The organism is Aestuariivivens sediminicola (genome assembly GCF_022662015.1).
Classification (GTDB): domain Bacteria; phylum Bacteroidota; class Bacteroidia; order Flavobacteriales; family Flavobacteriaceae; genus Aestuariivivens; species Aestuariivivens sediminicola.
Window position 1 is genome coordinate 14,309 of record NZ_JAKMCM010000013.1, and the last position, 14,696, is coordinate 29,004.

Genomic DNA, 14,696 nt, shown 5'->3' on the forward strand with positions numbered 1-14,696 from the left:
TATTTTTTATTGAGTTATAAACAGAATTAAGGTAGCTGAAATATTCTGAATTCAAGAACAAGACTTAAAAAACAACTAAGCAACAAAAATTAAGAAAATTAAAACCCTATGAAAATAAAACAAACACGAATTCATTTATTTCTAACAGTAATCACTTTATTGGGAATAAACGGTTTATTGTACGCACAGACTATACAAGTTTCAGGATTGGTTATCGATGACAAAGGACTCCCACTTCCAGGGGTTACGATACTCGAAAAAGGCACAACCAATGGTGCTATAACAGATTTTGATGGGCTATATCAAATAGATGTTTCTTCCGAAAGCACTTTAATTTTTAGTTATATCGGGTTTCAGACTCAAGAGATAAGTGTAAGTGGCCAAAATTCAATAAATGTCACATTGAATGTAAGTACTACTGATTTAGATGAAATTACAATAGTCGCTTATGGACAGCAAAAAAAGATCGCTGTGACGGGAGCCATAAGTACAGTTGAATCTGAAGAGCTTGTGAAATCACCTGCTCCTAATATAGCAAATTCTCTTGCAGGTAAGGTAACAGGTTTTGCGACAGTTCAGTTTTCCGGTCAACCTGGCGCGGATGAACCTAACATTTATTTGCGTGGTATTGCCTCTTTATCCGAGGGACGATCAGTTCCACTCTTTATTGTAGATGGTGTGGAGCGTCCTTTTACATCGCTGGATCCCAACGAAATTGAAAGTATTTCCATATTAAAAGATGCATCTGCTACAGCGGTTTATGGGGTTAGAGGAGCCAATGGTGTTGTTTTGGTCACAACTAAAAGAGGTAAGTTTGGAAAGCCGAAAATATCCGCAAGTTTTTCAACAGGTCTTCAGGAACCAACCAGATTGCTCGATTTTGCAGATAGTTATACATATGCACTGAGATATAATGAAGCAGAACTGAATGACAACCCAAATTTATCTCCTGAAGAACTTCGTTTTACACCTCAAGTTGTAGAAGCTTTTAGGACGGGTTCAGATCCGATCATGTTTCCGAACTTAGATTGGTTAGACTATATTTTAAAACCAACAGCATCACAATCTCAGGGAAACGTTAATTTAACCGGTGGTACTGAAAAAGTTAAATATTTTGTGTCTTTGGGAATATTGAATCAAGATGGCCTATTCAAAACATTTGAGACAGGCTATGATTACAATTTTTCTTTCAAAAGGTATAATTACCGAACTAATTTGGATATTGATATTACCGGCACCACTAAATTGGCCATTACCATCGGGGGTCGCGTTGGCGTCACTAATCGCCCCAACACAAATGGTAATTTTAATGAATTGTTTCGAAACACTTATTGGTCGGTGCCTTTTGCAAGCCCAGGTATAATTGATGGGAAACTGATTCTTATTGGTAACGATTACATTCCTGATAATAAAAGAGATGGTTTAAGTTATTATTATGGCCAGGGTTATACAAATATTACTAGCAATAGGCTAAATTTTGATATCGGTTTAAACCAAAATCTTAATTTTTTAAAGGGATTAAAATTCCGAACAAAATTTGCCTACAATACAGATTATGTCCACAGAAAAATACGTAATTCTTCTTTACCTAATTACACACCGGTCTACTTAAGGGATATCGATCCAAATGCAGACCAAAGTAGTGATGAAATTGTGTTTCAAAGAAATGGTTCTGCAGGTAATTTGGGCTACTCCGAATCTTACGGTACTGATAGAAATTGGTATTTAGAAGGAGGTTTGAGTTATAAAAACTCATTTGGAGATCACGATGTAGGAGCATTGGCTCTTTATAACCAACAAAAGGTATATTATCCTGAGCAGTTTCCAGATATTCCTAGAGGTTTAGTAGGTTTTGTTGGGCGTGTAAACTATGAATTCAAAAACAAGTACTTTTTAGATTTAAGTATTGGGTATAACGGTTCAGAAAATTTTGCAAGGAATAGAAGGTTTGGAACGTTTCCGGCAGCATCTGTGGGATGGGTTTTGACGAATGAATCCTTTATGAAAAACCAATCATTTTTAGATTTTTTTAAACTAAGAGTATCTTATGGTTTAGTTGGTAATGACCGAATTGGAGATCCGGGAACAAACCGTTTTCTATATCTTCCAAATAGTTACGATCCGTCTGATGGGAGCTATAGTTTTGGAACCGATAATCCACAGAACCAGCAAGCTGCTAGTGAAGGCCAAATTGGAAATCCAAATGTTTCATGGGAAACATCCGAAAAACAAAATTATGGTATCAATTTAAAATTTCTTAAAAATAAACTAGGTATTAACGTAGATTATTTTATAGAAAATCGCTCTGACATTCTAACATTTAGGGGTACAGTACCTGGATTTGTAGCATACGACTTACCGGCGGTTAATATAGGAAAAGTTCGAAATGAAGGCTTTGAAATAGAACTCGAATGGAATCATACTGTTAATGACGATTTTAAATATTGGATAAATGCAAACATGTCGCATGCCAAGAATGAAATTGTTTTCCAAGATGAAGTTCCTCAAACAGAAGATTATTTATACAGAACGGGTCTGCCGGTGGGACAACCCTTTGGATACATATTCGATAAATTCTACAATGACACTGATACCGGCAATGACCAACTGCCAGATCATCAATATGACCTACAAGGGGGGGACATGGTATATAAGGATTTGAATGATGATGGTGTGATTGACCAAAATGACCAGAGAGCCATTGGTTATCCTGTATATCCTTTTAATGTTTTTGGTCTCAATATGGGTTTTCGATTCAAGAATCTGGACTTTTCGATGTCATGGGTAGGAGCTACAAATACTTCAAGGTATTTGGGTGAAACCTACCGTGTTGCTTTTGGGGCAACCTTGAATCGTTCATTGCTACAGTACATGGCCGATGGTCGATGGACACCAGAAACAGCCGATTCTGCCACATATCCAAGAATGACTTTGGTCGGCACTCAAAATAATACCAAAGATTCCAATTTCTGGTTGCGTGATGCATCGTATGCAAGGTTACGAAATGTAGAATTAGGATATAATTTTAAGAGTGCATTCTTGAAAAGTATTGGTATAAGTAATTTGAGGACCTACATGAATGGATTGAATCTTATAACCATTTCTAAGCTTGATCTAACGGATCCTGAATCTAGAACAGCTAATGATTCTCAGTATCCGCTTACGAAAGTATACAATTTAGGAGTTAAGGTTAATTTCCTTTAAAAGAGTAAATGAAATAATGAAAAATAAAAAAAGGCACTTATGAAAACAAAGACATTAATTTACATCATTGCATTATTAGCATTGGTTATTAACAGTTGTGAAGAGGTTGAGTTCGGGAATGATTTCCTTGAAAAAGAACCGAGTATAGATGTCACTTCAGATACTATTTTTAACTCAATAGAATTAACCGAACGTTATTTGTGGCGTGGATACGTAACCTTACCCTATGGCTTAAACACAGGTTGGCCTGCCAAACGCAATAAAATAGGTATGGACTTATTAGAATCCCTGACCGATATAGGTACAAGCTTTTTGGCATGGGGTGGTCCCAATAGACTTTATTATAATGGTCAGTATTCTGCAGCGGTAGAAAATGATGCTTCTAACACCAAATATCATTACACTAAAGAAGAAAGCTGGGAAGGTATTCGGATTGGATGGAACATTATCGAGAATGTCGATCGTGTACCAGATGCTCCCACAGAATATAAAGAACAGTTGAAAGCAGAGGCCAAGATGATTATTGCTATTCACTATACGGACATGTTTCGACATTTTGGAGGTTTGCCTTGGGTAGACCATGCTTATATTCCCACCGAAGACACGTTTTTACCCAGATCAACTTCAAAAGAAACCATGAATAATATAGTGTCTCTTATTGATGAAGCTATTCCATTATTACCTTGGACGATACAGGATTTATCTAATTGGGATGGGCGCTTTACAAAAGCGGCAGCTATGGGTTTGAAGGCTCGGGTACTGTTATTTGGAGCGAGTCCTTTATTTAATAGCAATGAACCCTATATGGCCGGCGAAGCATCTGATAAAAATATGACTTGGCATGGTGGATACGATTCCAATTTATGGACCCGGGCTGCGGAGGCTGCAAAGGATCTACTAGACAATATTAATGCTAATGGAGGATATGATCTCGTCAATACTGGAAACCCAAGACAGGATTTCCAAGATGGCTATTACAAACGAGGAAATGGTGAGATTCTAATTAGTACAAGAGTACGATTTAGAACTCAAGGTTTTTGGGCAACCTCATATTATTTTTTCCAGAGTTCAAACTACGGAGCTGCCGTTCCTACGGGAAATTATGTAGATATGTTTCCCATGGCAGATGGCACCCCGATAGATGCTCCAGGTTCTGGATGGGATCCAAATGACCCATGGGCCAATAGAGATCCGAGATTATATGAAAGTGTTTTGGTAAATGGTGACAGTTATAGAGGACGTACAGCAGAATTATGGATTGGTGGCCGAGAGAGAAGGAATATCGGTCATAACGGAAGCAAATCCGGTTTTAGACAAAGAAAGTTTTGGCTAGATGGAAATACTGCTACTTCTGTGCAATCAATAGTACAATGGCCATATTTAAGATTGCCTGAAATTTATTTGTCTTATGCAGAGGCTTTAAACGAGTCTAATGGAGGACCAACGCAAGCTGCTTATGACGCTGTTAATTACGTTCGAAATCGTGCAGGTTTAAATGGTCTTCCAACCGGATTATCTCAAGTAGAATTTCGGGAGGCCGTGTTAAAGGAAAGAGCTCTAGAATTTTATCAGGAAGAAGTACGTTGGTTTGATATTATTCGCTGGAAAATGGAAGACAGTTTTACCACACCAATATATGGCGTTAATACAATACGTGAGAACGGTCAATTTACATACGAAATTAACGAGCTTCCAGAGCGCTATTGGAAGAACGACTTCTCTCCAAAATGGTACTTAAGTGCGTTTCCGCCAGACGAAATAAATAAAGGTTATGGTTTGGTGCAAAACCCGGGATGGGAATAACTACAACTTGAATACAACTAATCACTATCAAATGAAAAAATACAAACTAGGACAACTAAATAACAAAGCCTTAAAGAATAGCATTATGAACAGTATAACTTCCTTAGGTTTACAACATCTTATAACATATGTAAACTTAAGATTTAGAGGATTTATATGTGTTTTAGCGCTTATCCTTTCGACTCAGGTAGTTATTGGACAGGCAGAAGAAGTCAGTGTATATGTTGAAGATGGCTCGGGCCTTCCTTTGGAAGGTGTGATCATACAATCAATGGATAACTTCTCCGAATTAGTTAAAACAGATGAATCAGGTGTTGCAACATTAAATATTCTTGTTAATGGACTGATAAAATTGACCCTCGGCGATATGGAAGAAACTGTTCTGGTCAAAACCAAAAAAGTAAAAGTACAGTTGAATAATAGCGATAAGAGGGTTAATCTCGGGTTTGGACTTTCAAAGTCTGTAGATGAGACTACATCATCCATAGATGTAGTTTATTCAGATGAACTGGAGAAGAGTTCACTTAACAATCCGCTTGAAAGCCTCTACGGGCAGCTCACGGGGCTTATGGTTCTGCAAAATGGTGGTGAACCATGGAATAGAAACCCTAGTATAAATATCAGAGGACGAGGAACCTTGAACAACAATTCTGTTTTGGTCATAGTTGATGGCTTTGAGAGAAATTTATCCACCCTTGCGCTACTTGATATAGAAAGTGTATCGGTATTGAAAGATGGTACGGCTTTAGCCAGATATGGTCAAAGAGGTGCAAATGGGGTGATACTGGTAACTACAAAGCGGGGAAATAAAGGTAGCTTAAAGGCTGAATTCACTATTGATCAAGGTTGGAATTTCGCGTTTCGTGAGCCTGAGTTCTTAAATTCTTATGATTATGCCAGAGCAGTAAACCAAGCAAGTATTCTTGATGGAAATGCTCCTGTATATTCTGATCAAGATTTATTTGGTTTCCAGAGCAACGAGGATCCCTTTTTACTTCCAAATGTAAACTGGTTCGATGAGACATTTCGAGATTTCGGAAATACCACAAACATTAGTGGCAGATTTTCAGGTGGATCGAAAACACTTAAATACTTCGCTTCTGTAAACTATCAAAATGAAAGAGGGTTGTTTGATAATACCAATTTTGATAATCGCTATGATAGCCAATTGAAATATGATCGTTTTAATTTTAGAACGAATATTGACCTTGATGTGACTAACACAACAAAATTTATTCTTAATGCTACAGGATATATTGATGGTCGAACAGTACCAGGAGCCCAGGTATCTGGTATAATGAATGCACTTTACAGAATTCCTTCAGCGGCATTTCCTGTTAGAACCCCAAACGGAGAATTTGGCGGGACTGAATTTTATGACAATAACCCTGTGGCTCTGGTGTCTTCAACAGGTGTACGCCAACCCAATGGAAGACAAATTATGGTGGATGGTCAAATTATTCAAGACTTAAGTGGCTTGGTGAAAGGGTTATCTGCAGAACTAGCTTTAGCTTACGATAATCAGGTAGTTTATACAGAAAATAGAATTCGTGAATTTTTATATGAAAGTTTATCGTTTTTACGAGATCCTTTAACAGGTGAGATTATTGACAGTTTTGCAACTGTTTTTGGAAGTGAAACAGATTTAAATTTTAGTAGTGGATTTGGAGATCAGGTAAGGCACGCGACGCTCTATGGTAAGTTGAATTACGATAAAATTTGGGGCAATCACAAACTTAATGCATCATTAATGTATCATCAAGACAAACGGGTAAATGATGGGCAATATAATACCTTCTTACATCAGAATTCAATGGTGTCAGCGTCTTATGGCTATAAAAACCGTTACTTTATTGACCATGTTTTATCTTATGCTGGCAGCAGTGTATTGCCCGATGGTGATCGTTTTGGTTTTTTTCCTGCCTTTTCAGCTGGATGGATTGTAAATCGTGAAAACTTTCTGAAAGACAGTAAGACCATAGATTATTTGAAATTAAGGCTGTCATGGGGTATAAGTGGTAATGATTCGATGAACTATAATTTAGCTGAACAGGCGTTCGGAGGCGGAGGTGGTTATTATTTTACTAGCAATAATAACAGCTCGGGAGGCATTTCAGAAGGGCGATTGGCTACTGTAGGTTTAACCTATGAAAATTCCATTAAAACTAATATTGGAATTGATTTGAAATTATTAGGTGGCTTATCCATGACTGCGGATGTTTTTTATGATAAGCGTGAAAACATTCTTATTGGAACAGGTGGCGCCATACCTTCTTTAATTGGGGTTACTACTGCCATAGAAAATGCAGGAGAAGTAAAAAGTCAAGGATTAGAGACATCGCTTTTGTGGAAGAAGGAAGTAGGCGATTTCAAGTACTTCATTGGAGGTAATTTTACGTTTGCCAAAAATGAGATTGTCGAGATGAACGAAGAATTTCAGCCCTATGACTACTTAAGGGAAACGGGGAATCCGGTAGGACAGCAATTTGGTTTAGAGTCTCTAGGTTTCTTTCAAAACCAAGCCGATATTGATAATAGCCCGCAGCAATTATTCTCTGAAGTTAGACCTGGTGATATAAAATACAAGGATCAGAACGGCGACGGTGTAATAGATAATTTAGACGTAGTACCGATAGGTTATGCCGGGGGGTATCCGGAAATTTATTACGGAATAAATTTTGGATATGAAATGAAGGGATTTGGAGTGGATATACTTTTCCAAGGTATCGCTAATCAAACCATTTACTTAAATACACCAAGTGTATTTTGGCCATTAAGAGGAAACGCCACTCTTTCTGATTTTTCTGCAAATAGCTGGACACCTGAAACGGCTCAAACAGCTACTTTACCTAGACTTTCATTGTTAGAAAACAACAATAATTTCCGTAGAAACGACATTTGGTTAACCCGTGGAGATTATTTAAAACTAAGACGTTTTGAGATCTACTATAATTTTCCGGATCATTTGGTTAGTAAGTTGGCGATAAAGAAGGCAAAACTATACGGACGAGGTATGAACGTACTTTCTTTTGATGCCATACGGGATGCAGATCCGGAAGCGATAGGAATTGGATATCCGACGCTGGCCTCATATCACCTTGGACTTAAAATTGAATTTTAATAAAAATACCTATGAAAATATCAAAATATATATACCACGGACTACTCGCAATTCTTTTCTTTTCGGTTAGTAATTGTGATTATCTAGACTACGACGAAACATCCTTTAATCGTAAGGAAGATGTATTCAATGACTTTAACCGGGCTAAAAATTTCGTATCAAATATATACAGTTATTTACCCACAGATTTTAATAGTATAGACGGCGCTATGCGGTCATCTGCTTCAGATGAGGCCGAACACGTGTGGGACCTATCTGATGTTCAAAGATTCAATGAAGGTCGTTTTAGTGCCATACAACCTATAGACAATGTATGGGGCAACATGTATTCCGGTATTCGTGCCGCTAACATGTATTTAATGGAGGCTGAGGGTCAAGGATTTTTGGAAGACCAGTATAATGTAGATTACGAAGAAATTATTGAACAATTTAATAACTATCAGTACGAAGTCAGGTTTCTAAGAGCATTCTTTTATTTTGAGCTCGTAAAGCGCTATAAAAATATACCGCTTATTACCGATGTTTTAACCCCGGAAGAGGCTATAAACGCCCAGCAAAATAGTTTTGACGACATCGTCAATTTTATTGTCAGTGAGTGCAATGCTATTTCTTTAGAGTTGCCGGAAGATTATCAAAACTTTTCTTCGGTTCAAGAAACGGGTAGGGTTACCAAAGGGGCAGCGCTGGCTCTAAAGGCTCGTATGTTATTGTATGCAGCAAGTCCGTTGCACAATACGGGTAACAATACGGCATTATGGGTTAGTGCCGCCGCCGCCGCCAAAGAAGTTATGGATTTGAATAAATACACATTGGAGAATAATTATTCAAATGTTGTAAATGACTACACCAGTAACGAGTTAATTTTTGAGCGTCGTGAAGGGCCTTCAAATGGGTTTGAAAGAAGAAACTTCCCAATAGGTTACGAAGGGGGTAATACAGGAACCTGTCCTTCACAAAATTTAGTGGATGCCTACGAGATGCAAACTAATGGTCTTCCTATTACAAATCCAGCATCGGGTTACGATCCCACAGACCCTTATGAAGGTCGGGACCCCCGCTTAGAAAAAACAGTTATCCTAAATGGATCTACTTGGAAAGACCAAACAGTCGGTAGTTTTCTCGGAGGATCAAATGGCCCACCAATTATCAATGCGACAAAAACGGGGTATTACCTTAAAAAATATGTTATAGAAGCTATTAATCTTCTCCCTACAAATACAACTACCAGAGAACATACATGGGTATTATTCAGATATGGTGAAGTACTTTTAAATTATGCCGAGGCTATGAATGAGGCTTATGGGCCGGAAAATGCTGCCGACTTGGGAATGACCGCACTTGATGCAGTAAACGAAGTAAGACAACGTGCAAATATGCCAAACTTCCCAACAGGAATGAGTCAAGAAGAGTTTCGTGATAAGTTACGCAATGAGCGTATGGTAGAATTAGCTTTTGAAGATCATCGTTTCTGGGATATCCGTCGCTGGAAAATCGGGCAACAGACTACCGATATATTCCAAATGGAAATAACACCGGGTGATTTTGGAGGCTTTGATTTTGAGAAGAAATTACTTGAAACAAGAACTTTTGAAGAGCGAATGAATCTATACCCAATTCCTCAGTCTGAACTTAATAAAAACCAAAATTTAACTCAGAATACTGGATGGTAAATAAAACTTAAAAAAAAGACTATGAATAATATATTTAGAACACTAATCGTTTTTGGAATCATTTTCACGTCATGCGAAAGAAAATTTAATCTTAATCAATTCGGTTACGAAGAAATTGATGCTCCTCTTATTGTCCCTCCAACTCCCGATGCTGAGGCAGTTGGGAAAAAGGGTGTTTGCTTTACACTAAGTTCTGATAGATTTTCAACTAAAATATCCACTTTACAAGCACACTGGTTTTATACTTGGGGGCCTGGACTGAGTGGTGAGGTCTATGACATGAAACCAGAATATACCGAATTCGTGCCCATGCAATGGGGAAAGTGGAATATTAACGATGAAAGAGTTGCTGAATTGAAAGTTTTTAGGGATGCGGGTAAAATGCACTACCTTCTTGGATTTAATGAACCAGATAAAACTGATCAGGCGAATATGACCGTGGATGAAGCCATAGATCGCTGGCCAAAGCTTATGGAAGTAGGCGTCCCTTTAGGGAGCCCTGCAACAACTAACCCTTTGAACGATTGGATGAAAGAATTCATGCAACGGGCTACTGAAGAAAATCTTAGAGTTGATTTTGTTACCGTACACTCTTATAGAGGAGCTAGTGTAGACAATTTTATAAATATGTTGGAGGATGTATGGAACGAATATGGTAAGCCTATTTGGATTACAGAATTTGCGGTGGCAGACTGGACGGCAGCCACACCGGAAGATAATAAATTTAGCCCAGAACAGGTGCTCAACTTCATGAAAGGTGTGCTCCCGAAACTGGAGGATTTAGAATATGTGAAGCGCTATTCATGGTTTTCGTTTAAGGAAAGTTCTTCCGCAGGGACTTCATCGGCACTTTTTGATTCAAATGGAGAATTAACGCCGTTAGGCGAGTATTATGCAGATTTTAAACCCAATGTATTTATTGGGCCCGGTAAGGACTAAAAATTAAACAAGCAACTTTCATGCTGTTAACAGCATGAAAATCAAACAATTACAAATATTATTTATTAACCATTTAAATTTTAACAAATATGAAAACAAAATTATTTTTAACTGCCATTTTAATGGCTTTTGTAGGAGCTTTAAATGCTCAGAATTTGCTTTTGAATGGAGACTTTGAATTATTAGTATCTAGCAATGTCTTTGAAGATTGGCAAAGTACTACATGGGGTGAGGTAAGACAACAAAATCCTAATACTGACCCTGCTCTTGATAGATCCTTTGATGGAACAATTTGTGTGCGTCTATCAGCTGTAAATAATTATTCTGAATTATATCAAACGGTTACGGTAGTGCCCGGGGTGACTTATGATATCACTTATTCAGGGCGTGCACAAGCAGGAGCTGCAAATGGAACCGGCAATACAGGACAAGTATTATATTGTGAGGTGATAGAGGATGGAGGTACTACAGTTGCCATAAGTAATATTGCTACAGATGTAAATACCACGCTTACGACAGCGTATACTGTTCCTGCTGGAATAACTTCCATAACGATTAAATTATATAAAAATTCAGGAATTGCTTATTTTGATAATGTTAGCATCACAGAGAGTACACTAGGTATTGATGATTTAAAGCAATTTAGCTTTAGCTCATATCCAAATCCAGCACAAGATCGTTTATATCTATCAGCCAAAAAAAATATTGATAATATAGAGGTTTATAATATAGTCGGCAAGCAGGTTATGAATCAGGTTATTTCTAATACAACAGGTCAGATAGATATATCAAAACTTGCAGACGGTTTATATATTATGAAAGCTTACATTGAAGATGCTCAAGGCTCCTTCAAATTTATCAAACAATAATATTGAAGTCTTAATAGTGTCAATTATTCGGATAGAGGTTACCTATTTACAAAAACAGATACCTCTATCCTTTTTAATCTAATTACTATAAATAATCCATGCCGAAATACGGTTATCAAATCATTGCAATCGTACTTCTGTTTTCCTGTATCCATAGGTCGAAAGAGGCATCTGTGGAAGAAAGTAATGAAAACTCAAAACCCAACATCATTGTTATTATTGCTGATGATGCCGGTTATATGGATTTTGGTTTTATGGGCTCCAAAGATTTGGATACTCCGGAAATAGATAAGTTAGCTATGGGCGGTGTTATTTTTACTGATGCCCATGTAAGTGCCACCGTTTGTGCTCCTTCAAGAGCCGGTCTTATAACCGGCAAGTACCAGCAGCGTTTTGGATTTGAGGCTAACGGTACCGGAGATGAACATTCCGGAGATATTGGTTTATCTGATGATGTGGTAACTATGGCCGACGTCTTTAAGAAAAATGATTACAAGACCATCGCCATTGGAAAATGGCATTTGGGTGCGACCGAAACAGACCATCCCAATAAAAGAGGTTTCGATGAATTCTACGGATTCTTAGGCGGTTCCCGTTCCTATTTTCCTTTGGAGAACCCGTCGGAAAACCATATGATACAGCAAAATGGAAATCCGGTGAGATTTACGGGGTATCTAACCGACATCCTGGGTGACCGTTCGGTAAGTTTTGTTGAGGAGAACCAAAATGAGCCTTTCTTTATGTATTTAGCCTACAACGCAGTGCATACACCTATGCAAGCAAAAAAGGAAGATCTCGAAAAATATAAAGATCATCCACGACAGCATTTAGCAGCAATGACATGGTCTTTGGATGAGAATATTGGTAAATTAAGACGTAAATTAAAAGAGTTGGACCTATTAGATAATACCTTAATATATTTTCTAAGCGACAACGGCGGGGCAGATAACAACGATTCCAATAATGGTCATCTAAAGGGATGGAAGGGTAATAAATTTGAAGGAGGGCATCGCGTACCTTTTATTGTAAGTTGGCCAAAAAAGATTAAAGGTACCCAGACTTTTAATGGGTTAACATCCTCTTTGGACATCTTTAGCACATCGATGGCTGCGGGAAATATATCGCAGGATTCAAACTTAAACTTAGATGGTGTTAATCTTTTACCTTACCTAATTGAAGATAAAAAAGGAAATCCGCACGAGGCATTATACTGGCGTAAACTTCAGGAAGCAGCGATAAGGGTTGGGCCTAAAAAATTAATTCGTTTAGAAGACTTTGGGTCTACTATGTACAATCTTAATAATGATATTAAGGAAACTATAGATATTTCTAAAATAGATACTCTTGGATTAGAAGATTTAACAGGCAAACTTAGTTCTTGGGAAAAAGAGATGAGTTCACCTTTATGGAAAGAAGACGACGAATGGATGGAGATCACTTATCACATCCATAAATACTTAATGTTAAACAAACCTGTTTTGTATAAAAATCCGATAGAAAAGAAAATTGTAAAAAATAAATAGTTTAGAACCTTTTTTAGTGTTTCAAGAATAAAAAATAATCATTTATTCAAAACATGTTATTTGTTGACTGTCAACTATACCAAGATCTATTAAATAGTTATAATTATTGGTAATGCTATTGTTGCTTATTATAGCTTTTAATTCTTTTTAAAGGTTTCGTCTATGAGATTATTATTTTTGGTTGAATCGAAAACCAGATTCAAAATAGTAACTTACAAACGCTATTTTCAAATTGTTTGAATGTAAGCTGTTATCCATAATTGTAGACCAGAAATGTGAATCAGTTTTGCCTCTGTCCGAGATAATTTCTTAAGAGGTATGATCGTTTCAGCCTTAAATTAAACGCAAACTAAATAATGGTTTATGTTGATCAATTATGCAGTTAAAACTTATAATAATTTAAACATTGATATTTTATTGAAGCGCAATTGTTCTTTCTTAATCATAGTCGCCAAGTTTGTCTCTTAGCATTATATAAATTTCACTGTAAAATTTGCATATAGGAACGGTCGGATGGTCCAATGTCCTTTTCCCGAAATCACTTTATATAAAGGTATTGGAATTGGTGAAATTTTAATTTTATCCTGTTATATTTTTGTTCGACATAAGCTTTGGTGTACAGCATTGTGCAGGATACATTTATGGATCGTTGGTTTTAGTTTTGAGAGATACTGAATGTTCAAATGGCCTTCAACAATAAAAAAGGTGAAGATTCGGTGTTACCAAAATATAGACTAATACTAAATCAATCCATTATGAAAAAGCTTTACTTTTTATTATTTACTCTCATTTTTCAATTCACACATTCCCAGAGCAGGAACTGGTCAATCATTGACCTACATCACAGATTTAGAAAATGAATTAGATCCTTTGGGCTACTTTCCAAGTTGCGATTTAATTTCTTCAAATAATGATGTTTACAATAAAATAAAAGAGTTGGATAAATGGATACTTACAACAACCCTTAAAGGATCAAATTGTTCAGAGGAAACATTTGTCCCAGAAACTATTTGGGAATGGGAACTAGCTCAAGGAACTGATGCTATTTTTACAGATAAATCTGAAGAATTAATAGCGTTCTTAAATTCTAAAGGGCTTCACAATAATGAATAGAATGAAATTTATCCTCATATTGTTTTTGTCTGCGGTGTCATGTATTACAGTAAAAAATCAATTGCCGTTAGTAAATGCCCATGCACACAACGACTATGAACATGAAAGACCTTTATTCGATGCCATAGAAAATGGATTCATTTCTGTTGAGGCAGATGTTCATTTAATACATAATGAATTATATGTTTCACATTTTACCCCCACTATAATTGACGAGTCCAAAACATTAGAACAGCTTTACTTAAAGCCTTTAGATTCCATAATTAAGAAAAATAAAGGACGTATTTATAAAGGATATGATGGGGTATTTTATTTGATGATTGATATCTGTATGTAGTCAAAGCATGTTTACCAGTTAGGCTTAAAATTAAGTTATTAGTTCATTTTTTGCAATAAATGATGTTTTCTTCTCTTCTTGATTGTTTTAATTTTAATTATCTCTCTTTGTTTTAAT

Annotated in this window: 9 protein-coding genes; all 9 read left to right on the plus strand. The window is 36.8% G+C overall.

The genetic code is table 11. From position 1 onward, the window contains the following. Positions 1-108 precede the first annotated feature (108 nt). The 9 genes from MR041_RS15425 (at position 109) to MR041_RS15465 (ending at position 14,579) form a co-directional block, all read left to right on the plus strand. Complete coding sequence (locus MR041_RS15425; protein WP_242095149.1) at positions 109-3,204, plus strand: SusC/RagA family TonB-linked outer membrane protein; 3,096 nt, start codon at positions 109-111, stop codon at positions 3,202-3,204. 39 nt (positions 3,205-3,243) lie between these two features. Further along, complete coding sequence (locus tag MR041_RS15430; protein WP_242095150.1) at positions 3,244-5,007, plus strand: RagB/SusD family nutrient uptake outer membrane protein; 1,764 nt, start codon at positions 3,244-3,246, stop codon at positions 5,005-5,007. Between the two features lie 31 nt (positions 5,008-5,038). Further along, positions 5,039-8,128 carry a SusC/RagA family TonB-linked outer membrane protein gene (locus MR041_RS15435; protein WP_242095151.1) on the plus strand — a complete coding sequence of 1,030 codons (3,090 nt, stop codon included), beginning with the start codon at positions 5,039-5,041 and terminating at the stop codon, positions 8,126-8,128. An 11-nt stretch (positions 8,129-8,139) separates the two neighbouring features. Beyond that, entirely contained in the window at positions 8,140-9,798 is a 1,659-nt protein-coding gene (locus MR041_RS15440) for a RagB/SusD family nutrient uptake outer membrane protein (RefSeq protein WP_242095152.1), read from the plus strand. Between the two features lie 21 nt (positions 9,799-9,819). Then, positions 9,820-10,737 (plus strand): glycoside hydrolase family protein, encoded by a 918-nt coding sequence (locus MR041_RS15445; RefSeq protein WP_242095153.1) that lies wholly within the window; start codon positions 9,820-9,822, stop codon positions 10,735-10,737. Positions 10,738-10,826: 89 nt separating this feature from the next. Continuing rightward, the gene (locus MR041_RS15450; RefSeq protein WP_242095154.1) at positions 10,827-11,606 is read left to right on the plus strand and encodes a T9SS type A sorting domain-containing protein; all 780 of its coding nucleotides are present in this window, start codon (positions 10,827-10,829) and stop codon (positions 11,604-11,606) included. 98 nt (positions 11,607-11,704) lie between these two features. Beyond that, a complete protein-coding gene (locus MR041_RS15455; RefSeq protein WP_242095155.1) occupies positions 11,705-13,129 on the plus strand; it encodes a sulfatase-like hydrolase/transferase in 1,425 nt (474 codons plus the stop codon). An 831-nt stretch (positions 13,130-13,960) separates the two neighbouring features. Next, complete coding sequence (locus MR041_RS15460; protein ID WP_242095156.1) at positions 13,961-14,242, plus strand: hypothetical protein; 282 nt, start codon at positions 13,961-13,963, stop codon at positions 14,240-14,242. Between the two features lies 1 nt (position 14,243). Next, positions 14,244-14,579, plus strand: a complete 336-nt coding sequence (locus MR041_RS15465) for a PI-PLC domain-containing protein (RefSeq protein ID WP_242095157.1) — start codon at positions 14,244-14,246, stop codon at positions 14,577-14,579. Positions 14,580-14,696 lie beyond the last annotated feature (117 nt).

Coding starts and splice junctions, on each gene's coding strand:
- MR041_RS15425 (WP_242095149.1), top strand. CDS start 109: ATGAAAATAAAACAAACACGAATTCATTTATTTCTAACAGTAATCACT.
- MR041_RS15430 (WP_242095150.1), top strand. CDS start 3,244: ATGAAAACAAAGACATTAATTTACATCATTGCATTATTAGCATTGGTT.
- MR041_RS15435 (WP_242095151.1), top strand. CDS start 5,039: ATGAAAAAATACAAACTAGGACAACTAAATAACAAAGCCTTAAAGAAT.
- MR041_RS15440 (WP_242095152.1), top strand. CDS start 8,140: ATGAAAATATCAAAATATATATACCACGGACTACTCGCAATTCTTTTC.
- MR041_RS15445 (WP_242095153.1), top strand. CDS start 9,820: ATGAATAATATATTTAGAACACTAATCGTTTTTGGAATCATTTTCACG.
- MR041_RS15450 (WP_242095154.1), top strand. CDS start 10,827: ATGAAAACAAAATTATTTTTAACTGCCATTTTAATGGCTTTTGTAGGA.
- MR041_RS15455 (WP_242095155.1), top strand. CDS start 11,705: ATGCCGAAATACGGTTATCAAATCATTGCAATCGTACTTCTGTTTTCC.
- MR041_RS15465 (WP_242095157.1), top strand. CDS start 14,244: ATGAAATTTATCCTCATATTGTTTTTGTCTGCGGTGTCATGTATTACA.